Genomic DNA, 22,474 nt, shown 5'->3' with positions numbered 1-22,474 from the left:
GAGCCGGTGAGGGCTGTGTGATGACGGCCTGCGCGACCCCGTCCGGGGTTGCGCAGGCTGTCGTCGTGTCGAGGTCACGTGGGGAACGCTTCGGCCATCCAGCCGGGGCTCAGCCGGATGTGTGTGATGGTGCGGCGGTGGTGGGTGTAGGCGATGTGCAGGGCGCCGTCGGGCGTCTGGGCCAGGCTCGGATAGGACAGTTCGCGGTTGAGTCCGTCACGGGAGTTGTTGGTGAGGCAGTGGCCGTCGCCGGTCTCCAGGTCATGGCGCAGCGGCCAGGTGTGGCCGCCGTCCCGGGACACGGCGAGGCTGAGCGGGGCACGGGGGGCGCCCCAGAAGGCGTCGCCCGAGGGTGCCGCGGACGGCCCTGCGTGCCCGCCCCCGCCCGGGTCCGCGTCGACCGCGTCGTCGGTGGTGTCGGTGTCGTCGATGTCGTCGTAGAGCGAGACCCGGCGCTCGGTGGCGTCCGCCGCGCTGCTGTGGTTGTACACGAGGGCCGGCCGTCCGTCGGCCAGCACGGCGTACTGGATCGAGGAGTTGTTGTTCGGCAGGCCCGTCGGCTCGGGCACGCTCCAGGTCAGGCCGCCGTCGTACGACGTGCTGCGGTGCACGGCGTCGGCGCGCCGGCTGCGGAAGAGGGCGAGCAGTGAACCGTCCGGCAGCGGCCGGACGTTCATGTGGACGAGGCCGGTGGAGCCCGGCACCGGCCGCTCCTGCCAGGTCCGCCCGCCGTCGTCGCTGAGCAGCACGGCGCTGGTGTCGCGCTCACCGGTCCAGGGCGTTCCCGGCGGGGTGGTGCAGCGGAAGACGGGCAGCAGCAGCCGTCCGCGCTCCGGGAGTTCGACCACGGGCTGGCGGACGAAGACGCCGGGCCCGAAGAGGGTGCGCGCGGGTCCCCAGGTCGCGCCGCCGTCGTCGCTGACGCGCAGCCGGACCTCGGCGGTCTCCTGCCGGCCGCCGAGCTGGGCGGTGTGCAGCAGCCACAGCTCGCCCGACGGGGCGGGGAACAGCAGCGGGTTCTGCTCGGAGCGTCCGGCGTCGTCGGACAGCCGCACCGGGGTGGACCAGGTGTCCGCCCCCGCGGCCAGCCGGGAGAACCACACCGAGATGTCGGCGACGCCCTCCAGTGTGCCCGCGAACCAGACGCAGCCCAGTTCGCCGCCGGGCAGCACGGTGAGGTTGGCGGCGTGGTTCTGCACGGCGGGCGCGGCCAGGCGGGCTTCGGTCCGGCCGGGCTGCCCGGGGGCGGGGCGCAGCACACCGTCGGCGGCACCGGGATCCGCCCGCTGTGCGCCGGTCGTCATCGGGTGCCTTCCGTCGCGCGTGCCGCGGCCAGATGTGCCGCCGCCGCCTGCTGCAGATGGACCAGGTCGCTGGAGACCGTCGCGAAGGTGAACCCCTCGGCGAGCCGCTTGGCGGCGCTCGCGCCGTCCGCGTTGTGGATGCCCGCCGCGATGCCCGCCGCTGCCGCCGCCTGCCGCACCGTCACCAGCGCGGCCTCGAACTCCGCGGTCACCGCCGGGTCCGTGGAGGTGGCGCCGCCGATGGCGATGCGCAGGTCGGAGGGGCCGATGTAGACGCCGTCGAGGCCGTCGGTGGCGCAGATGTCGGTGACGTTGGCGAGTCCTTCGGCGGTCTCGATCATCGCGAGGACCACGGTCTGCTCATGGGTGTCGGCCGGGTCGGGTCCGATGCGCAGCCCGGCGCGCATCGGACCGTACGAGCGGCGGCCGAGCGGCGGGTAGCGTACGGCGGCGACCGCGTCGGCCGCGTCCTGGGCGGTGTCGATGAGCGGGACGATCACTCCGGCCGCGCCGGCGTCGAGGGCCTTGCCGATCGGCGCGCTGTCGTTGGCCTCGACGCGCACCAGGCCGACCGCCGTGGACCCCTTGGTGTCGATCGCGGTGAGGGAGGCGAGGACACCGGAGTACTCGATGAGGCCGTGCTGGGCGTCGAGGGCGACGTAGTCGTAGCCGAGGCGGGCGATCCGTTCGGTGGAGACCGGGGAGTCGAGGACGGACCAGTAGCCGACGAGCTGTTCGCGGGCGCGCAGCGCGGCGGCGAAGGCGGCGGGCGTACCGGGAGCGGCGGTCATGAAAGGGGGCTCCTTCCGGACGGGGTCACGGGCGTGGTCGCGGACGGGATCGCGGGCTGCGGGCCGGGGGTCCGGGACCTGTCGGGGCGGGGTGGTCAGCGGTTGTAGGCGGGCATCGGGCCGCGCAGTCGCGCGCCGACCTCGTCGCAGGCCGCGCTCACCTCGGCGGGCAGCGGGCCGGCCTGGGCGGCGGCGATGTTGGCGAGCAGGTGGGCGGTGCGCGAACCGCCGAGCAGCAGCGCGTCCGTGGAGGACCGGTCCAGGAGCCAGCGCAGGGCGAGTTCGGTGAGCGGGATGCCCGCGCCGTCGGCGACGGCGGTGAGCCGGTCGACGGCGGTGAACAGCCGCTCGTCCCAGTACCGCTGCCGGTACATGGCGGCCAGCCGCGAGTCGCCGAACCGGCCCTGCCCGGGGTTCTCGCCGAAGTGGTGACGGCCCGTCAGCAGCCCGCCGCCGAGCGGGTTGTAGACCATGGTGCGCAGGCCGCTGACGGCGGCGTACTCCACGTACTCCTCTTCTATGCGGCGTGCGAGGAGGTTGTGCAGCTGCTGGGCGACGACGGGGCGCGGGGCGCCCGTCTCGTCGGCGGTGCGGACGAGTTCGGCGATCTGCCAGGCGGCGTAGTTGGAGACGCCGAGTGCGCGGATCTTCCCTTCGGCGGCGAACTCGGCGACGGTGGCGAGTGTTTCGGCGAGCGGGGTCGAGCGGTCGGGCTGGTGGAGGTAGAAGAGGTCGACGTGGTCGGTGCCGAGCCGCTTGAGGCTGCCCTCCAGGGCGGCGCGCAGCCCGGCGGCGGACAGCGGGGCGTGCTCGCCCTGGTCGGGGTGGGGGATGCCGGCCTTGGTGGCCAGCACGATCCGGTCGCGGCGGCCCGGCAGCAGTTCGCCGAGCAGGCGTTCGCTGTCGCCGCCCGCGTAGCCGTTGGCCGTGTCGACGCCGGTGAGGCCCGCGTCCAGCGCCGCGTCGAGCATGGCAGCGGCGCCCTCGCGGTCGACGGTGTCGCCGAACGTCATGGTGCCGAGCACCAGCCGGGAGAGCGGGACGGGGATGTCCGGCAGGTCGATACCGAAGGTCACGAAGGGATTCCTTCCGTGGCGGAGGTGGCGGAGGTGGCGGCGGACAGGGCGGCGGCCACGGGGGTGACCAGTCGGCGGGGTTTGACGCCCTGGATGACGGTGGGGTCGAGAGCGGCACGGCGCAGGGCACGGGTGTAGGGCTCGGCGGGCGAGGCGAGCACGGCGGCTGTCCGGCCGGTCTCCACGACCCGCCCGGCCCGCATGACGACCACGTCGGTGCTGATCTCGCGGACGACGCCCAGGTTGTGCGCGATGACGAGGTAGGCGGTCCCGGTCTCGGCCTGCAACTCCTTCAGCAGGGTGAGGACCTGTGCCTGCACGGAGACGTCGAGGGCGCTGGTCGCCTCGTCGCAGACGAGGACGTCGGGGCGGGAGGCGAGCGCGCGGGCGATGCCGATGCGCTGTCGCTGGCCGCCGGAGAAGTCGGCGGGGCGGCGGTCGAGGGCGGAGGAGGGCAGCCCGACCTGGTCGATCAGCTCGGCGGCGCGGCGTGCCCGTTCGGTCCGGTCGACGACGCCGGCCAGGCGCAGCGGTTCGGCGACGATCTGCTGGGCGGTGAGGTGCGGGTCGAGGGAGCCGTAGGGGTCCTGGAAGACCATCTGCACCCGGCGGCGCAGCGGACGCAGGCGCCGCTCGGGCAGGCTCGCGATGTCCGTGCCGTCCAGGACGATGCGGCCCGAGCGGGGCCTGAGCAGCCGTACCAGCGCGCGTGCCAGGGTCGACTTGCCGCAGCCGGACTCCCCGACGACGGCGAGGCAGCCGCCGCGCTCCAGTTGGAGGTTCACCCCGTCGACGGCGCGGAACGGTCCGTCCGCGGTCGGGTACTCGACCACCAGGTCCTCGACGGACAGCAGCGGGTGACCGGGGGCCGGGGCCGGCCCGTCCGGGCCGCGGGAGGTCCGGGCGGCGGCCGGACGCGGGTGGTCGCTCATGTGGCTGCTCCCTGTATGACGGGCTCGCCCTCGTCCCAGGCGCCCAGCCGGGGGACGGCGGCGAGGAGTTCACGGGTGTACGGTGCGGCGGGCCGCGCGACGATCTGCTCGGCGGGTCCTGACTCGACGAACCGGCCGTCCTTCATGACGTGGATGCGGTCGGAGACGAGCCGTGCCACCCCCAGGTCGTGGGTGATCATCAGCATGCCGATGCCCGTGCGTTCCTGGAGTTCCATGAGCAGGTCGAGGATGCTGGCCTGGACGGTGGCGTCGAGGGCGGAGGTCGGCTCGTCGGCGACCAGGAGTTCGGGTTCGCCGGCCAGCGCGATGGCGATGAGGATGCGCTGGAGCATGCCGCCGGAGAACTGGTGCGGATAGGCCCGCCAGCGGGTCTGAGGCTTGGTGATGTGCACCTGGGCGAGGAGTTCCACGCCCCGGTCGCGGGCCTCGGCCCGGGACAGTCGGGGGTGGCGCAGCCGGAGCGCGTCGCCGAGTTGGCGGCCGATGGTGTGCACCGGGCTGAGCGCGGTCATGGGGTCCTGCGGGATCAGGGATACCGTGCGGCCGCGTACGGCGTGCGCGGCGCCCGGGTCGGCGAGGACGTCCCGGCCGGCGATGCGCACACTGCCCGACAGCACGGCGAGCCCGTCCGGCAGCAGGCGCAGGACGCCCATGGCGGTGGTGGACTTGCCGGAGCCGGACTCCCCGATGAGGGTGACGGTCTCGCCCCGGTGGACGGTGAAGCTCACCCCGTCGACGGCGCGTACGACGCCGTGTGCGGTGATGAGTTCGACCTGCAGATCGGTGACGTCGAGCAGCGGTGTGCTGTGCTCGGTCATGGTTCAGGCTCCCTTCCGGCGGCGGGTGCGGTCCCGCAGCCCGTCGCCCAGCAGGTTGACCCCGACCACCAGCAGGGCGATGACCAGGCCCGGCAGGGTGACCAGCCACCAGGAGGTGGTGAGGTAGGCCTGGCCGTCGGAGATGATCCGCCCCCAGGTGGCGAACGGCCGCTGCGGCCCGGCGCCGAGGAAACTCAGCGCGCTCTCCAGCAGCACGGCCTGTGCCAGCAGGAGCAGGATGACCAGGCTGGCCGGGCGGACCACGTTGGGGATGACGTGGCGCACGAGCACGGCCCAGCCGCGCAGTCCGAGCACCCGGGCGGCGGCGACGTAGGGTTTCTCCCGTTCCACCAGCACCAGCGAGCGGGTCAGCCGGGCCACCTCCGGCCACTGGGCGACGGCGATCACGCAGGTGATGACGGTGACCGAGGGCCCGAACAGGGCGACCACGAGGAGCAGCATCATCAGCAGCGGCAGCGCGAGCTGGGCTTCCAGGAAGCGGGAGACGAGCGAGTCGATCCAGCCGCCGAAGAACCCGGCCGCCGAACCCGCGACGATGCCGATGACTCCGGAGACCAGGACGGCGAGGACACCGACGGACAGCGACACCTGGCCGCCGTGCAGGATGCGGGAGAGCAGGTCGCGGCCGAGTTGGTCGGTGCCGAAGAGATGGCCCTCGCTCAGCGGTGGCAGCCTGCGCCGGGACAGGTCCTGTTCGTCGGCGCCGGGCAGCGGCAGCAGTCCCGCGAGGGCCACGGGCAGCACGACGAGTGCCGTGCACACGGCACCGGCCCACAGTTTGACGCGGGCGCTGCGCCGCTGCCGCGTCGCGGTGGCGCGGGCCAGGTCGCGGGCGGTGACGGCGCTGGGCCGCTCGGCGGGGACGACCGTGGTGGTCATGGCTCAGGCCGCCTTTCCGAGACGCACCCGCGGGTCGAGCAGCGGGTAGGCGAGGTCGACGAGGAGTTGGACGAGGATCGCGAGGGTCGCGGTGACCAGGACGGTGGCCTGGATGAGCGGGTAGTCGCGGGTGGCGAGGGCGCGTACGACGAGTGAGCCGACGCCAGGCCAGCCGAAGACGACCTCGACCACGACGACGCCGTTGAGGAGGGCCGCGAAGCGGGTGCCGAGGGCGGTGAGCAGGGGCACGGCGGAGTTCCGCAGGCCGTAGCGCCAGGCCAGAGCCCGTTCGGCGACACCGCGGGAGCGGGCCACCGTGGTGTACGGGGCGGCGAGCGCGGTGGTCATCTCGCGGCGTACGAGCCGGGAGACGAGGGCGAGTTGGAGCACGGCCACGGTGACGGTCGGCAGTACGAGGCCGCTCCAGGAGGTGAACCCGGAGGCGGGCAGCACCGGCAGCAGCACGGCGAACACGGTCAGCAGCATCACGCCGGTCCAGAAGTCCGGCATCGACTGGCCGGCGATGGTCAGCACGTTGGCGCCCAGTTCGCGTTTGGTGTCGGCACGGCGGGCCATCCAGACGCCGAGCGGCACCGCGACCAGCGCGGTCACGGCGATGGCCGAGACGGCGAGGGTGATCGTGTACGGCATCCGGGCCATCACCACGTCGAAGGCGGGCGCGTGGAAGGAATAGCTGGTGCCGAGGTTCCCGGTGAACAGGTCGCGCAGGAAGATCCCGTACTGGTTGACGAGGGGTTCGTCGAGGCCGAACTTGGCGCGGATGGCGTCCAGATCGGCGCTGGTCGCGTTGGGCGCGGCATAGGCGGAGGCCGGGTCTCCGGGGGCGAGGCGGACCAGCAGGAAGACGGTGGTCAGGGTGAGGAAGACGGTCAGCAGGCTCTGGCCGATGCGGCGGGCGAGATAGGTCGGCACGGCTCAGCCCTCCAGCCGTACGGCGGACAGGTCGTAGGAGTTGATGGTCAGCAGCCGCAGGTCGTGGACGCGGTCGCGGCGGGCGAGCAGGGTCTTGGGCGCGAACGCCCAAAGGCTCGGCCAGGTCTGCCAGATGGCGCGCTGTACGGCGGCCAGTTGTGCGGAGCGCCGGGTGGCGTCGACCTCCATCGCGGCGGCCGACAGGGCGCGTTCGACCCGGGGGACGACATATCCCATGAAGGCGTCGCCGGTGCGGTCCTTCTGGGCCGTGCCGCCGTACATGCCCTGGAGCACGGTGAGGGCCTGTCCGGTGGGGCTGCCGTAGCCGTTGCCGATGACGTCCCAGTCGCCGGCCCGGCCCTGACGCCATTTCAGGATGTCGCCGCCGGGCTCGAACTGCTGGAGGGAGGCGCGTACGCCGACGGCCCGTAGCATGTCGATGACGGCCTCCATGACGGAGGTGTCGGCGGCGAACTCCCCCGATTCCCAGATGATTTTGATCCGCAGGTCGGCCGCGCCGAGGGAGGCGAGGAGCGCCTTCGCCTTGCGCGGGTCGTAGGTGTACTCGCCGGTGGGCACCGCGCCTTCGAGGGCGAGCGGAACGACTCCCCTGGCCTCTTCGGCCGAGTCGGTCAGCACGTCCCGGACCAGTGCCTCGCCGTCGATCGCATGGGTGAGGGCCTGCCGTACCCGGGCGTCGGCGAGCGGATGCCCCTTGGGCTTGCGGAAGTTGTAGAAGAGCTGGCACATGCGTACGCCCGCGGTCTCCTGCACGGTGACGCCGGGCAGGCCGGTGAGCTGGTCGGCGGAGTCGGGGGTGAGGGTGTCGACGACGTCCAGTTCGCCGCTGCGCAGGGCGATGACCCGGCTGGACTCCTCGGGCACGAACCGCACGCGGACGGTGTCGACGCGCGGGCGCGGCCCCCAGTACCTGGTGTTGCGGGCCAGGGTGTACTCACCGGCCCCGCTGTTCGCCTTCAGCACCCGGTAGGGGCCCGAGCCGAGGCCGCTCTGCAGTTCCTCTGGGCGGTTGGCGGCGGCCGGGGTGATGTGGATGTTCGCCATCAGCCGGTCGAGGACGGGCACCGGGTGCTGGGTGCGCAGCCGGAAGGTGCGCTCGCCGGTCGGCTCGACTGTGGGCAGCTCGGGGAAGAGGCCCAGCAGGAAGGAACCGGTGACCTGGCCGTACATGCGCAGGGCCGTGGCGACGTCCTCGACGGTGACCGGGCTGCCGTCCGAGTAGCGGACGCCCTCGCGCAGCCGGACCGTCCAGGCGGTCGGTTCGGTCATCTCGAAGCGGTCGGCGAGGACAAGTTGCGGCCGCATGCGCGGGCCGATGCGGGTGAGGGCCTGGCGCACCGCGCGTTGCACGGTGACCGCCGCGTCGAACTGGTTGAGCTTGTTGTCCAGGCTGACCAGGGAGCGGTTCAGGCCGAGGGTGAGGGTTCCGGGGCCGGGGGCTCCGGTGGGTCCCGCGCACGCGGCCAGCGGGCCGAGGGCGATGCCGGCCCCGCCGAGGGCGCCGTAGCGCAGCAGGGTGCGGCGGCTGAGGGGCCCGCGCGGGGGGCTTTCGGAGGGTGCGCTGTGAGGAGTTGGGGTCATCGTCGACCTTCTCGCGTTCCGGGTGGCGACCGGCTCTGGCTGTTCTCGCCCGGACCGGTTCACGGAGGTCCGGCTGTCGTACCGGGTCCGGTCGGGGAACCGGGCCGGTGGTGACGAACAGGTGTCGCGCCGGAAAAGGTGGCACGATTGCGTAGTTCGCGCAAGAGGTCTCGCGCAGATCGCGCACGCCATGTCATCATCGGTGCCCGAGGCCGCCCGTCCGGGCCGGCCCGAGGAGGTATCCGTGTCCCTCACCAGCCGCGGCGGCCAGGCCCTGCGCCGCCCCAGTCCGGCGCGCCGTGTGCTCGCCCTCGCGGACGACCTGTCCGGCGCCGCCGAGACCGCGGTGGCCCTGAGCCTGAGCGGCCGGATCCTGCTGCGCCCCGGCGCCGCGGCGGCGTCCGCCCCGGGTGCGGCGACGGTGCTCGACCTGGACACCAGGCACCTGCCGGCGAACGCGGCGGCGCGGGCCGTACGGGCCGCGGTGTCGGCGGCCGACGGCCGCGTGCTGTTCAAGAAGGCCGACTCGCTGCTGCGGGGCAACCTCTCCGCCGAGACCGCCGCGTACGCGGACGGCGCCGCGGGGGTGGTGATCGCACCCGCGCTTCCGGTGGCCGGGCGCACCGTGCAAGACGGCGTGGTCCACCTGCGCGGTGTGCCGCTGCACGCGACACAGGCGTGGCGGGCGGAGTCACGGGCCGCGCCCCGGTCCGTCGCCGCCGCGCTCGGGGACGTGCCGACCGCGCCGGTGCCCCTCGATGTGGTACGCGGTGCGCTGCCCGTGCGGCTGCGCGAGCTGATCGCGAGCGGTCTGCATCCGGTGTGCGACGCGGAAACGGACGCGGATCTCGACGCGATAGCCCAAGCGGCACTCGAACTCGGGCCGTCCGTACGACTGTTGGGCGCGGGCGGCCTCGCCGCTGCTCTCGGGCGCGGGCTCCGCGCAGGCGGCGCCCGGCCACGGCACCGCGCGGGACACCCGGCGGACCCCGCTACGCTGCCGTCAACAGGCCCCGGGTCTACGGGGATCAGGCCGCTGCTGGTCGTCGTCGGCACCGTCGAACCCGGAGCGATTGCGCAGATCGCGCAACTCGTGGCCGCGGGCGCCCATCATGTGGCCCTGCCCGTGGCACACCTGGGGCGTGCCACGCAGGCCGGTCTCGCTCCGGTCGATGGGACGGCGTGGCTCCCCGCGGGCCTCGCACCGGGTTCCGTCACCGTCGTGAGCATCGCCGACGACGGCACCGTCGCCCCCGGCCAGGGCCGCCGGCTGGTCGCCGGGCTCGCCCGGGCGGTCGCCGAAATCGCGCACGACAGCGATCTCGTGCTCACCGGAGGCGAGACCGCGCGCCGCGTCCTCGACGCGCTCGGCGTCACCCTGCTGTGCCCCGTCGGGCAGATCCATCACGGCGCCGTGCACTCCCGCACCCCCGACGGCCGACGCGTCGTCACCCGGCCCGGCAGCTTCGGCGAACCCGACTCCCTGCTGCGCATCGCCCGCGCGCTACGCCCCTGCCCGTCCACCCCATCCACCGCTCCCGCCCTCCACCCCCCTAGGAGAAACCCCGTGAACGCAGCACCCGCCGCCACCCCCCTCACCGAGCAGACCGGCACCACCGGCCGTGCGCTCCCGGTCATCGCGGTGACCATGGGCGACGGAGCCGGCATCGGACCCGAGGTCGTCGTCCCGGCGCTGCTCCACCCCGACACCCTGCGCGTGTGCCGCCCCGTGGTCGTCGGCGACGCCGCACGACTGCGCGAGGCGGCCCGCATCCTGGGCGTCGAGTGCACGGTGGTGCCCGTCCAGCACCCGGCGCAGGCCGAGTTCACGCCCGGCCGCGTCAACGTCGTCGACCTCGGTCTGCTCCCGGCCGATCTGCCCTGGGGCAAGCTGTCCGCCGTGGCGGGCGACGCCGCCTACCACTACGTGCGCGTCGCCGCCGATCTGGCGCTGCGCGGCGAGGTGCAGGGCATCTGCACGGCGCCGCTCAACAAGGAGGCCCTGCACGCGGCGGGTCACCTCTACCCCGGTCACACCGAACTCCTCGCCCATTTCACGGGCGTCGAGGAGGTTTCGATGATGCTGTCCACGCCCAAGGTGAAGGTCATCCACGTGACCACCCACATCGGGCTGATCGACGCCGTCCACCGCATCGAGCCCGGGCTCGTGGAGCGCACCGTGCGCCGCGGCCACGAGGCGATGGTGCGGGCCGGCGTCGCCGCACCGGTCATCGGCGTGTGCGGCATCAACCCGCACGCCGGTGAGAACGGCCTGTTCGGCCACGGCGAGGAGGAGACCAAGATCGTCCCGGCTCTCGAGGTGCTGCGCGCCGACGGCATCGACGCGCGTGGCCCGCTCCCCGCCGACACCGCGTTCTTCCTCGCCTCGCGCGGCGACTACGACCTGATCGTGGCCATGTACCACGACCAGGGGCACGGCCCGGTGAAGGTGCTGGGCATCGAGGCCGGCGTCAATCTCACCGTCGGACTGCCGGTGATCCGCACCTCCGTCGACCACGGCACCGCCTTCGACATCGCGGGGACCGGGCGGGCCGAGGCCGGTAGCATGGTCGAGGCCCTGCGCCAGGCCGCCGAGATGTCGACCGCTCCGGCCGCCCGTTGACCACGGGCCGTGCGCGCCCGCGGCACCTCGAAGCGCCCCGAGCACAGGCAGCTCCAGGCACCACTGGACACCACAGGACAGAGGACACATGTCTGCGATCGGCTCCAAGGACCGGCGCGACCGGATCGTCCGGCTCGCCACCACCACCGGTCTGGCAAGCGTCGACGAACTCTCCCAGCTGTTCGGCGTGACGGCGTCCACCATCCGCCGTGACCTGGCGAAGCTCACCACGGACGGGCGGCTCGCCCGCACCTACGGCGGTGCGATGGCGCTGTCCGCGCACCCCGAGGCATCGCTGCGGCAGCGGACGGGCGAGGCGTTCGAGGCCAAGCAGGCCATCGCGCGCTGGGCGGCGGGGCAGGTACGGCCGGGCGAGACGCTGCTGCTGGACGCCGGCTCGACGGTAGGGGCGCTCGCCCATGAACTGCGCACCGCAAAGGACATCACGGTCGCCACGACCGGGCTGACCACCCTTCAGGCGCTCTCCGACGTGGAGACGATCCATGTCGAATGCCTCGGCGGCACCCTGCGCCCGCTCAGCCAGGGCTTCGTCGGACCGCTCACCGAAGCGGCCCTGGAACGCATGACGTTCGACCGTGTCTTCCTCGGCACGGACGGCATCTCACCGCGGCACGGCATCTGCGAGGCCGATCTGCGCCAGACCCGGCTCAAGGAGCTGATGGCCCGCCGGGCCGACCAGGTGTACGTCCTCGCGCACGCCGCCAAGCTGGGCCGGCGCCCCTTCCACGCGTGGACCGCACTCCCGGAGGGCTGGACCCTGGTCACGGACGACACCGCCGACCCGCGCATCCTTGAGGAGCTGCGCGGCCGGGGAGTGACCACGGTCGTCACCAAGCCGGAACCGGACCACGCTCTGCCCCCCGCAGACCGGTGAGCCCGGCCTGCGGCACCATCGGGCCCCTGCTGTCCGGCGGGACCGGGGTGGCCGGTCCCGCCGGGCGGCGGGGGCCCTGCCGTGGTGTATCAGGCGTAGGTTTCGAACTCGGCGATCTGCGGGGTGCCCGTCGCACCGGTGATCTCGAAGGTGATCTTGCGCAGTGAGGTCTGGGCGAGGCTGATGACGCCCGCGCCGCTGCCGGAGGTGAGGACGGCTCCGGTGTCGTGGTTGACGACCCGCCAGGAGCCGATGCTGCCCGCGCTGCCCGCCGTCTCACGGATGTTGATCGAGGACACCGAGGTGGCGGAGCCCCACTTGACCGAGACGGAGCCGGTCGAGCCGGCCGGCGACCAGTAGGTGCTCGGGTCGCCGTCCAGGACGTTGCCGTAACTCGTGCCGGTGGCCTTGCTCGACCCGTCCGAGCCCGCCCCGAGGCTGAGGTTGGTACCGCTCGGCTGGCTCGGCGTCGGGCCGGTCGGTGTGGGCGTGGGACCGGTCGGCGTCGGCGAGGGGGTCTGCGGGGAGCAACTGCCGTCGGAGACCTTGAGCCCCTTGTTGGCTCCGGCCGTGACGCTCACGACGCTCGGCACGCAACTGGCCGGGTCGAGGCTGTAGGCGTAGGGGATGCTGACGGTGGTGTTGGACTGGGGGTCGGGGCCGGCCGGGTGGTTCTCGCTGCCGGGGCTCGACCATCTGACGTTGTCGTAGATGTTGCCGCTGACCTGCCAGTAGCCGGCCGCGTCGGTGTAGAAGGTGCCGAGGACGTCCTTGGAGTCCTCGAAGTAGTTGTTGTCCACCTTGGCCCGGGCACCGGCGCGGGAGTTGATGCCGGATTCGTTGAGGCTGACGTAGTGGTTGTCGTAGATGTGGGCGATGCCACCGCGCAGCAGCGGCGTACGGGAGTCGATGTTCTCGTACCGGTTGTGGTGGTAGGTGATGTACCCGTTCGAGGTGTCGCTCTCGCTGGATCCGACGAGGCCACCGCGCCCGGAGTTGCGCAGGATGCTGTAGGACAGGGTCACGTACTGGGTGTTGTCCTTCAGGTCGAAGAGGCCGTCGAAGCCCTCCGACTCCCCGCCCGATGCCTCCAGGGTGGTGTGGTCCACCCAGACGTTGCGGACGTTGCTCTCCATGCCGATGGCGTCACCGCCGTTGGACGTGGGCGAGCCCGACTTCTTGACGTTCCGTACGGTCACGTTCTGGATGATGATGTTGCTGGAGTCCCGGACATGGATGCCGAGTTGATCGAAGACGGCACCGTTGCCGACCCCGACGAGGGTGACATTGCTGATCTCCTTGAGCTCGATCTTGTCCGCGGCGGTGTTGCAACTGCCGCCGGAGACCTTGCTGGTGTTGCCGTGGTTGATGGTGCCCTCGACCTCGATGATGAGGGGCGTGCTGCTGCTGGCGCGGCTGCACAGGGCTTGATGGATCGCGGTCCCCGTGGTGGCCCTTACCGTCTGCCCGCCCGCTCCGCCGGTGGTGCCGCCGTTCTGGCTTGCGTAGCCGGAGGCGCCCCCGGTGGCGGCCGCCGCCTCGGGCATCGACACCACCACGCCGGTCACACAGGCCGCCACCAGGCCGGTCGTCGCCAGCGCCGCGTACAGCCGCGCCGCTCGTGCTCGTCTCATCCTCGCCCTGCCCTTTCGTCATAGTTCAGATTGATGGTCATCGTTCTGATAACTGAACTGGTTGCACTGGGCGTTACCTTGCCGCCAGGCATTCAGAAAGCGCTTGCCGTCCGGGAGTGTAGGGAGACGCCCGTGCAGCGGCAAGGCTTTGGGCGGTTTCGGAGCACGGCTTTCCGCTTCACCTACATGAACACCACGAGGGCGGCCGATGCCGGTCGGACACTTCGCCTCGGCGACCCAGACCGCGTCGCGGCCGGCCAGCCGGGAACCGCAACTGCCCGGTCGTGTCGTGCGCGGCTCGCCACACCGCCTTGGCGACGTCGCTGTCCTTGGACCGTCTTGGCCCGCCCGCCGAAGAGCGCGAGTTCGCGCGCGAGCGAAGCGGCGAACCCCTCGACGGCCATCTTGCCGGCCTTGTAGACGACCGAGAGCGGCATATGGCGGTGCCCTCGAACACACCGATCGACGGCACGCCGGCGTTGTTGACCAGGACGTCCACGGGCCCCGCCGCCTCGAAGGCGGAGGCGATGCTCTCGGGATCGGTCACGTCGAGCGCGACGACGCGGTCCGGTCCGAGTCGGGCAGAACGCCCGTACGCGGTGTGCGCATCGTGGCGTCAGCCAGCCGTCGTTCAGGGCAGCACACCCGCGGGGGTGCGTACGGCCTGACGCAGCCGGGCGGCGTCCCGGCTCGGGGGTGCGCCGAACTGGCGGCGGTACTCGCGGCTGAACTGTGACGGGTTGTCGTACCCGACGCGATGGCCGACCCCGGTGACATCGCCCGGGTGGGTGGCGAGCAGCAGCCGGGCCTCCTGGAGCCTGATCTGCTTCTGGAACTGGATGGGGCTCATCGCAGTCACCGCCTGGAAGTTGCGGTAGAAGGCGGAGACGCTCATACCGGACTGCCGCGCCACGTCCTCGACCCGGAAGGGCTGCGCGTAGTGCTCGCGGATCCAGCGCACGGCCCGGGAGACATGGCTGAGGCTGCTGTCGGCGAGGCCGAGCTGACGCACCGTCGCACCCTGCTCGCCGGTGATCAGCCGCCACAGGATCTCGCGTTTGACGAGGGGGGCGAGTACGGCGCGGTCGCGGGGCTCGTCGAGCAGGCGCAGCAGCCGGACCACCGCGTCGAGCAGGGCGGGCGAGGCGTCGCTGACGGCGATCCCCGAGGGTGTGCCCCCGCCGGCCCGGGGGGTGTCGCCGGGACCGGCCTGCAGCAGCAGTTCGGCGACGGCGGACGGTTCCAGCGTGAGACCGAATCCCAGCGCCGGCTCCTTGGCGTCGGCCCGGGTGAACTGTCCGGTCACGGGCAGGTCGACGGATGCGACCAGGTACTGCCCGGGCCCGTACTCGTAGACCCGGTCGCCCAGGGCGAGACGTTTGGCGCCCTGGGCGATGACCGCCAGGACCGTCCCGGACATGGAAGGTGCCGGCGGATCGGGGCGGTCGACCCGGGAGATGAGGACGCCGTCGATGGCGGTGGTCCAGTCTGGCCGGGCATGCCGGGTCAGCAGGGTGCGGAACTCGTCGAGGCTCATGCGTCCATTGCACCACCGGTCCAGGCCACGGCTCCCGTGACCGCGAGGATCGTGCAAGTACAAGCGAGCATCGTTCTAACGTTTGTGCAGGTCAAGCCGATTCAATGGAATCACCGCACTCCAGCACAGGGAAGAAGGATTCCATGACCGTCACATACGGTTTCAACGCCAGACTGACCGCCAGGCCGACCATGGGCGACCAGCTCGTCGACCTGCTACTGACCGGTCTGGACGACGGCAGCCCCGGCGCGAGCGAACACTGCCTCGTCTACCTCGTCTCGCGCTCGGCCTCCGACCCGGACGTCGTCCACGTCACCGAGGGCTGGACCAGCGAGGAGGACCACCACCGGGTCTTCGCCGGCGAGGCCGCCCAGGCCATCGTGGCGCGGATCGAGCCGCTGCTGGCCAAGGAGTCCGAGTACACCGACTACGTCCCGGTCCGCGGCAAGGCCGCCTTCTGACGCGTCGAACGCGCCCATCGCCCTGCCGCCTCGCCCCCGGCGAGGCGGCCCCTTCCCCGCCCCACGGCACCACCCCGCGAAAGGCAGCCACCATGACCACGCCGCGACCCGCCCTCGACCCCGAACTGCACGAGCTGCTGGCCGACATGCCCCTCATGTCCGAGCTCAGCCCGGACGTGCTCGCCCAACTGCGCGGGCTCCCGCCCACGCCCGTCGACACCCTGCTCGCCCACCGGCGGGTCGACCGGCGCGAGGTCTTCGTGCCCGCCAAGGACGGCACTCCCCTGCCCCTGTCGGTCTTCAGCCCGGCGGACAAGGACCGTACCACCGCGGGCCCTTGCGTCTACTGGATGCACGGCGGCGGGATGGTCATGGGCGACCGCTTCTCCCAGATCGACATCCCCCTGGAGTGGCTGGACGAGTTCGGCGCGGTCGTGGTCTCCGTCGACTACCGGCTCGCGCCCGAGGTCACCGGCACCACCCTGGTCGAGGACTGCTACCAGGGGCTGCTCTGGATCGCCGAACACGCCGCCGAGTTGGGCGTCGACCCCGCCCGGATCGTCGTCGCGGGCGCCAGCGCGGGCGGCGGGCTCGCCGCGGGCGTCACCCTGCTGGCCCGCGACCTCGGCGCCCCGGCGATCGCCGCGCAGGTGCTCGTCTGCCCCATGCTCGACCACCGCAACACCACCACCTCCAGCCGCCAGTACTCCGGCGGGCCCGGCGTGTGGACCCGTGAGATGAACGCGTTCGGATGGGGCGCCGTCCTCGGCGACCTCAGCGACGACGAGGTGTCCGCGTATGTCTCGCCCGCCCTGGCCGACGACCTCTCCGGCCTGCCGACCACCTACCTCGACACCGGCTCCGCCGAGGTCTTCCGCGACGAGGTCACCGACTACGCCACCCGTATCTGGGCGGCCGGCGGTCAGGCCGAACTCCACGTGTGGGCGGGCGGCTTCCACGGCTTCGACGCGCTGTACCCCCAGGCAGCCGTCTCGGCCACGGCCCGCCGGACCCGCACGGCCTGGCTCGCACGAGCCCTGCGGCCGAACTCCGGCACCTGACGCCGGGCGCTTGACACCCGACACCTCACGCCTGACACCTCACGCCTCGCCGAGGCCGCTCCGCCGGCGCCGCACACGACGCCGGCGGAACCCGGAAGAAACGCATCTCGCCGTCCCGGGTATGTGAGCGGTGCGTGCCGGGCGGCCGGATCGCCGGGAAGCGTCCGCCCGGAATCAGGGGCTCAGGAAGGGAGTTGGGCTCGGGCAGCCGCCTCGATCAGTATCTGGCGCTGACGCGGTGTCAAGTCACCTGTGGCCGTGCGGTCTTCGGCGACCTCGGCGACCGCCCGCACCAGGCCGCCTCTGGTGCGGAACGGGCCCCGGTCCCAGACCTGGTCGAGAAACGTCAGCCCGGTGGCATCGGCGCGGTTCTCGATGCCGGTGCCGGTGGCGCCGAAGACGATCTCGGGTTCGGCGCGCTTGACGTACATGTGATAGCCGTCGGTGGTGTTGATGTAGAAGGGGGCCAGGGTCAGGCCGCCGACGGTGAAGGTCATCGGCTCCCCCGTCGGGCGGATCACCCGGCTCAGGTCACGGCTGAGCGGGTAGTCCCGGTACAGGGTCAGCTTCTGGTACTCCGTCGCGGAACTCCGGATCACGAGGGGCACCGGACCGTACGCGACCGCCTGGGTGGCCGGGTCGTCCAGGGCGCGTTCGATGCGCAGGGTGAACGGCGCGGCGATGTCCACCCGGTCGCCCGTCCGCCAGCGCCGGTTCAGGGACACATAGGTGCCGGGCGTGGCGGCCACCCGCTGCCTGACCCCGTTGACGTGGACGGTGAAACCGCGCTCGGCCCAGTACGGAACGCGCAGCCTGAGGTCGAGTTGTGCGTTCCCCGTGATGGTCAGGGTGCTGGTACCGGCCGGGTCGGTCGGATAGTCGGTGGACTGGGTGAGGGTCAGCCCACGCTCCGGCCAGTCGAGGACGGACGGCAGATAGAGGTTCACATAGAGGGCCGAGCCGTCCGTGGAGCTGAAGTAGACGGAGTCCTGGAACTTGGCGTGGGTTTCGAGTCCGGTGCCGCCGCAACAGGTGCCGATGTTGCCGTACGACCGGTGGGCGCCCGGATTCACCGGCACGAAGTAGGTGAGCAACGGGTTGGTGTCGCTCGATGTGTTGCGCCGTGAGCCGAGGATCTGCCCGTACAGGGTCCGCTCGTAGTACTGCATGTATTTCGGGTCGGCGGTGTGGAAGAACAGGCTCCGGCTCAGTTTGAGCATGTTGTAGACGCAGCAGGTCTCGGCGTTGTCCTGCTGGATGGTCGCGGCGATGACGTCCCGCGCGCCGAAGATCTCGCCCGAGCCGGCCATGCCGCCGTCGACGTAGGTGCGGTGCGGCACCACCATGTCCCAGAAGTTCCTGGCCGCGGCGAGGTACTGCCGCTCGCCGGTCTGTTCGTAGATCTCCAAGTACCCCTGGTACTGCGGGATGTGCTGGTTGGCGTGTTCCCCGTCGAGGGTGTCCTCGTCGGCCACGGCGGCCTCGAAGAGGTAGGTGTTGTCGAAACACTTCGCGGTCGTCAGGTACTTCTCGTCGCCGGTGAGGGCGTACAGGTCGGCCATGACCACCGGCATCGCGTTGTACTCGCCCGCGATGTAGATCTTCCACATCCGGTCCAGCTGTGTCCTGGGCAGGTGGCCGAGCCTGCTGTGGGCCCAGTCGCCCATGCCCAGGACGATCCGCAACGCCTGCTCGTTGCCCGTGTGCTGGTAGGCGTCGAGCAGGCCGCGCATGATCATGTGGCAGGTGTACCAGGGCGCCCAGATCCTCGGGTACGTGGCGTACTGCTCCAGCAGGACGTACTGCGTCTCGGGGTACGCGGCCAGGTAGCCGGCGTGGCTGGGCGCCGCGGGGTCGTCCGTGCCGACCAGTGCGGCGAGCGCGTCCTGGCACGCGCCGAGCGCGCCCACCATGTAGTCGGCCTTGTCCTTGTAGACCCGCTCGCCGGTTCCGGCGTACGCGAGGCTGAGCGCGCTGAGGAAGTGCCCGGCGAAGTGGCCCCTGAGGTTGCCGTCCGCGGTCTCCCAGCCGCCGGGTGGCTGGGCGCCGTGGGTGTCGAGTCCCGCGTTGGTGCGGAAGACGGCGAGCATGCGGTCGGCCGAGTAGGCCCGCAGGAAGTTCAGCACCCGGTCGCGGTTGTCGGTGAACAGGCTCGGGGCGAGCGTCACGCGTGTGTTGTCGAACGGCTTGACGATCCAGGAGGAGGGCGTGGGGAGGCGCGGGCCCCGTGCCGCGCCGGCCGCGGAATGTGCGGCCGCCGTCGTGGCTTTCGGGGGTGTCGCCGCCCCGGCCACCGCCGGGAACATGGCCTGGAACGCCGGGATGGCGGTGGCGAGTGCGGTCAGCCGCAGAGCATCGCGGCGCGGGAGTTCGGACATGACCATCTCCTCGGCAACAGCGGAAGCCACGATGCTCCGGCCGCAGGCGCCGCGGACTGGCGCGAGGCGGTCCGCCGGTGTCCCGGCCGGGGAGGCGACCATGACATTCCGGAGATACGTGCGGTGCGGGTGCGTGCGTGGGTGCGACGAGCAGTGCCGGCGCGGCGCGGGCCGCGCCCGTGCGGGCCGTACGGAAGGCGACTCTTCGGACTGTTCGATATTTCGAATGCCGTTCGAATTCCTGGTAGACAGTAAGTGAGCGGCTTCCGGAGTGTCAATGGACCGGAACCGGCGCGTTGTTCGCCGCACGCACGCGACCGCAGGCGGACGCTTCGACCGGTTCTCTGCCCGGCCGGCGCCCGTCTGCGGCGGTGTTGTGGTTTGTGCGCGGTTCCCCGCGCCCCTGTCGGCGGTCCGTGCCCCCGTAGCGGTCAGCGTCGGTCGAAGCGGGCGGGGAGGGTGAGCAGCCGGCTGAGGTCGCGGCCCGCCGCCAGCTCCTCGGGGTCTTCGCCGCGGCGGAAGAGGACGGCGCCGGCCGAGGTGCCACCCAGGGTGAGCCGGTCGTCCTCACGGCGCAGCCAGGTGCCCTCGCGCAGACCGACCACGGGGACGTCGTTCTCCTCCAGGAACTGCTCCAGCCGCTCCGCACGGGTCTCGCCCATGTGTGTCGAGTCCGGCGAGGCGTCCAGGTAGTGCGGGTTGATCTGGAAGGGCAGCAGGCCCAGCGCCTCGAAGGTCGGGGGCTGGACGATCGGCATGTCGTTGGTGGTGCGCACGGTCGGGCAGGCCATGTTCGTCCCGGCGCTTGAGCCCAGATACACCGCCCCTTGCGCCACCCGGTCCCGGATCGCCGGCACAAGGCCGCGCGTGTGCAGTGCCGTCAGCAGCCGGAAGCTGTTTCCGCCGCCGACGAACACGGCCTCGGCCCCGCGCACGGCGGCCGCCGGGTCCGCGGCGGTGTGCACACCCGTCACCTCGATCCCGCGGGGTTCCAGGGCGGCGGCCACCTTGGCGGTGTAGGTGTCGTGGTCCGCGAGCGCGTACGGCACGAAGACCAGCCGGCGGGCCGTGCCGAGGACGTCGAGGATCTCGTCCAGCGCATGCTCGAGGTAACCGCGGCCGGGGGCGGTCGAGTTGGACAGGAGCAGCAGCTTCACGGTGGTTCCTTCCGAGGGAGGGGGTGGTGGTGCGGCCGGGTCCGGGCGCGGCGCGGGCAGCACGTCGAACCGCCGGTGAGGCGGTCAGCGGCCTCCGGCGGCCGGGCTGGGGCGGCGGGGGGTGAGCAGCCTGCCCAGTTCGACGGCGCCGCGCAGCAGCGGGCCGACGAGTTCCGCACGGCGGGAGCGCAGTGCGTCGGTGGAAGCGACGAGGCTGAGGGTACCGACGGCGCGACGGCCCACCGCGACCGGGACGGCGAGCGCGGCGGTGTCAGGATCGTACTCCCCCTCCGAGTACGCGTGTCCGTCGCGGCGTACTTCGGCGAACCGCTCTTCCAGGGCGGCCGGTTCGACGACGGTCCGCTCGCTGAAGCGGGCCATCGGGCGTGTGTAGAGCAGCGCGGCCCGGTCCCTGGGGGTCAGCATGCCGAAGTAGGCGCGGGAGGTGGCTCCGGCGTGCGCGGGGTACAGCTCCCCGGCCAGGCCGTCCACCCGCAGAGGACCTTCGGCGCCCTCCGCGGAGGCCACGCACCGCATGTGGATGCCGTCGGGCACCGCGAACAAGGTGGACACTCCCGTGTCGGCGGCCAGCGCCTGCAGCGGCGGCCCCACCAGCCGGGCCAGCCCGCCGTCCCGTTCCCAGCCATGGGCCAGGTGCCAGACCGCGGGTCCGAGCCGGTAGCGGCGGGAGCGCGGGTCCGAGACGAGGAATCCCCGGTAGGCGAGGGCGGCCAGCAGCCGCTGGGCCACCGACTTGTCCAGGCCGAACTCCTTGGCGATGTCGGAGACACCCCACTCGGGATGCTCCCGGTCGAAGGACTGCAGCACACTGAGCAGCCGGTCCGCGGTCTGCAACGGAGGGCGCGCGGTCTCCGCCGAGGTTGCCGGAACATGTTCGTTCATGAGACGCAGGGTAACGCTTCTCTGATATCGGGAAATGATTGCGCTCAGCGACTTTCCGCAGAACTCTGTGACCGCCGGAACTCCACCGGTACCGCGACGCCCGACCCGGCGCCCGCGTTCTGGGGCAGGACCGACGGCCACCCTCACCGTCGGCGGCCCGAGGCCGCCCGCGCGCAGGACACCGGACCTCGCCCGCGGCGAGGCCCGCGGCACAGGGCGCCGCGGCCGTGCGGACCCGGCTCACCCGAGGGTCCCGCGCGGCCGGCCCGTATCCGCACGACCCGTTCCATCCGGCCGGCTGTGTTCGCCGTTCCCCCGGCCCCGGCCCGGCACCCCGAGAGGCGCTCCCTTGCTCAAGCACGTGATCGACGTCATCGAACTCCTCGACCGTCCGCAGACCAGCGGCGACCTGCTCGCCGACCACCTCCGGCGGGTCCTGGCCGCCGTACCGGCCGACGCCGACGCCGTAGCGCCCCGGCCCACCATCGAGGTGCGGACCGTCGCGGGCGACAAGGGCAGCACCGACTTCGTCAGCGTGACGGTCCCCGGCCGGTCCGGGCGGCTGTCCGGCGGCACCGCCCCGACCCTGGGCATCCTGGGGCGTCTCGGCGGAGTGGGCGCCCGGCCGGAGCGGATCGGCCTGGTCTCGGACGCCGACGGAGCCGTCGCCGCGCTGGCGGCCGCCGCGAAGCTCCTCGACATGCACGCGCGCGGTGATGTGCTCGACGGCGATGTGATGTTCTCCACCCATGTCTGCGGCTGGGCCCCGACCCGCCCGCACGACCCGGTACCGTTCATGGACTCACCGGTGGACATCGCGCTGTGCAACCGCGAGGAGGTCCGCGAGGAGATGGACGCGATCGTCTCCATCGACACGACCAAGGGGAACCGGCTGCTCAACCACCGTGGCATCGCCCTCTCCCCGACCATCCGGCAGGGCTGGGTGCTGCGGGTCAGCGAGGATCTGCTGTCGGTCCTGGAGACGGTGACCGGGGAGCCCGCCCGGGTCATCCCCGTGACCACCCAGGACATCACCCCGTACGGCAACGGCGTCCACCACATCAACTCCCTGCTCCAACCCGCCGTCGCCACCGGCGCCCCGGTGGTCGGGCTGGCCATCACCGCGGGTACGGCGGTCGCCGGGTGCGCCACGGGGGCCAGTCACGAGACCGACATCGCGGCCGCCGCGCGGTTCGCCCTGGAGACGGCCAAGGAGTTCGGCCGGGGCGGAGCCCGCTTCTTCGACCCCGCGGAGTTCGACCGTCTGGTCGAGCTGTACGGGCCCATGGCGCGCCTGCAGGGCCGGCCCGCCTGATCCACCGCCCCTCCCCTTGTTGTTTGGTCCTCTTCGGTCCTCTGTTGGTCCTTCCCCGTCCGTCCCCCTCCCCTGCGGCAGCCGAGGCGTCCGTCCCCGCTCTCCCGCCGCCCCGAGAACTGGCCCCAGGAGT

At 72.2% G+C, this 22,474-nt stretch carries 18 protein-coding genes; 5 read left to right on the top strand and 13 right to left on the bottom strand.

Going from position 1 to position 22,474, the window contains the following annotated elements:
- Positions 1-74: 74 nt before the first annotated feature.
- From ACIRFL_RS05440 to ACIRFL_RS05405, 8 genes are all read right to left on the bottom strand, one after another.
- Entirely contained in the window at positions 75-1,304 is a 1,230-nt protein-coding gene (locus ACIRFL_RS05440) for an exo-alpha-sialidase (protein ID WP_404024126.1), read from the bottom strand.
- Positions 1,301-2,095: an HpcH/HpaI aldolase/citrate lyase family protein gene (locus tag ACIRFL_RS05435; protein ID WP_404024124.1), complete on the bottom strand. Its 795-nt coding sequence runs from the start codon at positions 2,093-2,095 to the stop codon at positions 1,301-1,303. The genes ACIRFL_RS05440 and ACIRFL_RS05435 overlap by 4 nt, the downstream gene beginning before the upstream one ends.
- Positions 2,096-2,190: 95 nt before the next feature.
- Positions 2,191-3,171: an aldo/keto reductase gene (locus ACIRFL_RS05430; protein WP_404024122.1), complete on the bottom strand. Its 981-nt coding sequence runs from the start codon at positions 3,169-3,171 to the stop codon at positions 2,191-2,193.
- Positions 3,168-4,103 (bottom strand): ATP-binding cassette domain-containing protein, encoded by a 936-nt coding sequence (locus ACIRFL_RS05425; protein WP_404024119.1) that lies wholly within the window; start codon positions 4,101-4,103, stop codon positions 3,168-3,170. The genes ACIRFL_RS05430 and ACIRFL_RS05425 overlap by 4 nt, the downstream gene beginning before the upstream one ends.
- Complete coding sequence (locus tag ACIRFL_RS05420) at positions 4,100-4,942, bottom strand: ABC transporter ATP-binding protein (RefSeq protein ID WP_404024118.1); 843 nt, start codon at positions 4,940-4,942, stop codon at positions 4,100-4,102. The genes ACIRFL_RS05425 and ACIRFL_RS05420 overlap by 4 nt, the downstream gene beginning before the upstream one ends.
- A gap of 3 nt (positions 4,943-4,945) precedes the next feature.
- On the bottom strand, positions 4,946-5,842 hold the full coding sequence (locus ACIRFL_RS05415; RefSeq protein ID WP_404024115.1) for an ABC transporter permease: 897 nt from the start codon (positions 5,840-5,842) through the stop codon (positions 4,946-4,948).
- A 3-nt stretch (positions 5,843-5,845) separates the two neighbouring features.
- Positions 5,846-6,775: an ABC transporter permease gene (locus tag ACIRFL_RS05410; RefSeq protein WP_404024112.1), complete on the bottom strand. Its 930-nt coding sequence runs from the start codon at positions 6,773-6,775 to the stop codon at positions 5,846-5,848.
- A 3-nt stretch (positions 6,776-6,778) separates the two neighbouring features.
- Positions 6,779-8,377 (bottom strand): ABC transporter substrate-binding protein, encoded by a 1,599-nt coding sequence (locus ACIRFL_RS05405; RefSeq protein WP_404024110.1) that lies wholly within the window; start codon positions 8,375-8,377, stop codon positions 6,779-6,781.
- A gap of 244 nt (positions 8,378-8,621) precedes the next feature.
- Between ACIRFL_RS05405 and pdxA the strand changes: the two genes are divergently transcribed.
- On the top strand, positions 8,622-11,000 hold the full coding sequence (pdxA, locus tag ACIRFL_RS05400; RefSeq protein ID WP_404024107.1) for a 4-hydroxythreonine-4-phosphate dehydrogenase PdxA: 2,379 nt from the start codon (positions 8,622-8,624) through the stop codon (positions 10,998-11,000).
- 88 nt (positions 11,001-11,088) lie between these two features.
- Positions 11,089-11,895, top strand: coding sequence for a DeoR/GlpR family DNA-binding transcription regulator (locus ACIRFL_RS05395; RefSeq protein ID WP_404024105.1), 807 nt, complete (start codon positions 11,089-11,091; stop codon positions 11,893-11,895).
- Between the two features lie 89 nt (positions 11,896-11,984).
- Here ACIRFL_RS05395 and ACIRFL_RS05390 read toward each other — a convergent pair whose 3' ends face one another.
- Together ACIRFL_RS05390 and ACIRFL_RS05385 are read right to left on the bottom strand one after the other, a co-directional pair.
- Positions 11,985-13,529: a pectate lyase gene (locus tag ACIRFL_RS05390; protein WP_404024104.1), complete on the bottom strand. Its 1,545-nt coding sequence runs from the start codon at positions 13,527-13,529 to the stop codon at positions 11,985-11,987.
- 631 nt (positions 13,530-14,160) lie between these two features.
- A complete protein-coding gene (locus tag ACIRFL_RS05385; protein ID WP_404024103.1) occupies positions 14,161-15,066 on the bottom strand; it encodes an AraC family transcriptional regulator N-terminal domain-containing protein in 906 nt (301 codons plus the stop codon).
- 143 nt (positions 15,067-15,209) lie between these two features.
- On the opposite strand from ACIRFL_RS05385, the gene ACIRFL_RS05380 reads away from it, so the two are divergent.
- Complete coding sequence (locus tag ACIRFL_RS05380) at positions 15,210-15,527, top strand: putative quinol monooxygenase (protein ID WP_404024100.1); 318 nt, start codon at positions 15,210-15,212, stop codon at positions 15,525-15,527.
- A gap of 92 nt (positions 15,528-15,619) precedes the next feature.
- Positions 15,620-16,588, top strand: a complete 969-nt coding sequence (locus ACIRFL_RS05375) for an alpha/beta hydrolase (protein WP_404024098.1) — start codon at positions 15,620-15,622, stop codon at positions 16,586-16,588.
- Positions 16,589-16,770: 182 nt separating this feature from the next.
- Here ACIRFL_RS05375 and ACIRFL_RS05370 read toward each other — a convergent pair whose 3' ends face one another.
- The 3 genes from ACIRFL_RS05370 to ACIRFL_RS05360 form a co-directional block, all read right to left on the bottom strand.
- On the bottom strand, positions 16,771-18,966 hold the full coding sequence (locus ACIRFL_RS05370) for a beta-L-arabinofuranosidase domain-containing protein (protein ID WP_404024096.1): 2,196 nt from the start codon (positions 18,964-18,966) through the stop codon (positions 16,771-16,773).
- Between the two features lie 431 nt (positions 18,967-19,397).
- On the bottom strand, positions 19,398-20,123 hold the full coding sequence (gene pepE, locus ACIRFL_RS05365; RefSeq protein ID WP_404024094.1) for a dipeptidase PepE: 726 nt from the start codon (positions 20,121-20,123) through the stop codon (positions 19,398-19,400).
- An 84-nt stretch (positions 20,124-20,207) separates the two neighbouring features.
- Positions 20,208-21,026, bottom strand: a complete 819-nt coding sequence (locus ACIRFL_RS05360) for an IclR family transcriptional regulator (protein ID WP_404024092.1) — start codon at positions 21,024-21,026, stop codon at positions 20,208-20,210.
- Between the two features lie 349 nt (positions 21,027-21,375).
- On the opposite strand from ACIRFL_RS05360, the gene ACIRFL_RS05355 reads away from it, so the two are divergent.
- Positions 21,376-22,341, top strand: a complete 966-nt coding sequence (locus ACIRFL_RS05355) for a DUF1177 domain-containing protein (RefSeq protein ID WP_404024090.1) — start codon at positions 21,376-21,378, stop codon at positions 22,339-22,341.
- Positions 22,342-22,474: the final 133 nt, after the last annotated feature.

This window comes from Streptomyces sp. NPDC102462 (assembly GCF_044765425.1).
Classification (GTDB): Bacteria; Actinomycetota; Actinomycetes; order Streptomycetales; family Streptomycetaceae; genus Streptomyces.
The sequence above is the reverse complement of the archived record's forward strand: the minus strand, read 5'-3'. Positions and strand labels throughout refer to the sequence as shown.

Coding starts and splice junctions, on each gene's coding strand:
- ACIRFL_RS05440 (WP_404024126.1), bottom strand. CDS start 1,304: ATGACGACCGGCGCACAGCGGGCGGATCCCGGTGCCGCCGACGGTGTG.
- ACIRFL_RS05435 (WP_404024124.1), bottom strand. CDS start 2,095: ATGACCGCCGCTCCCGGTACGCCCGCCGCCTTCGCCGCCGCGCTGCGC.
- ACIRFL_RS05425 (WP_404024119.1), bottom strand. CDS start 4,103: ATGAGCGACCACCCGCGTCCGGCCGCCGCCCGGACCTCCCGCGGCCCG.
- ACIRFL_RS05420 (WP_404024118.1), bottom strand. CDS start 4,942: ATGACCGAGCACAGCACACCGCTGCTCGACGTCACCGATCTGCAGGTC.
- ACIRFL_RS05415 (WP_404024115.1), bottom strand. CDS start 5,842: ATGACCACCACGGTCGTCCCCGCCGAGCGGCCCAGCGCCGTCACCGCC.
- ACIRFL_RS05405 (WP_404024110.1), bottom strand. CDS start 8,377: ATGACCCCAACTCCTCACAGCGCACCCTCCGAAAGCCCCCCGCGCGGG.
- ACIRFL_RS05395 (WP_404024105.1), top strand. CDS start 11,089: ATGTCTGCGATCGGCTCCAAGGACCGGCGCGACCGGATCGTCCGGCTC.
- ACIRFL_RS05390 (WP_404024104.1), bottom strand. CDS start 13,529: ATGAGACGAGCACGAGCGGCGCGGCTGTACGCGGCGCTGGCGACGACC.
- ACIRFL_RS05385 (WP_404024103.1), bottom strand. CDS start 15,066: ATGAGCCTCGACGAGTTCCGCACCCTGCTGACCCGGCATGCCCGGCCA.
- ACIRFL_RS05380 (WP_404024100.1), top strand. CDS start 15,210: ATGACCGTCACATACGGTTTCAACGCCAGACTGACCGCCAGGCCGACC.
- ACIRFL_RS05375 (WP_404024098.1), top strand. CDS start 15,620: ATGACCACGCCGCGACCCGCCCTCGACCCCGAACTGCACGAGCTGCTG.
- ACIRFL_RS05370 (WP_404024096.1), bottom strand. CDS start 18,966: ATGTCCGAACTCCCGCGCCGCGATGCTCTGCGGCTGACCGCACTCGCC.
- ACIRFL_RS05360 (WP_404024092.1), bottom strand. CDS start 21,026: ATGAACGAACATGTTCCGGCAACCTCGGCGGAGACCGCGCGCCCTCCG.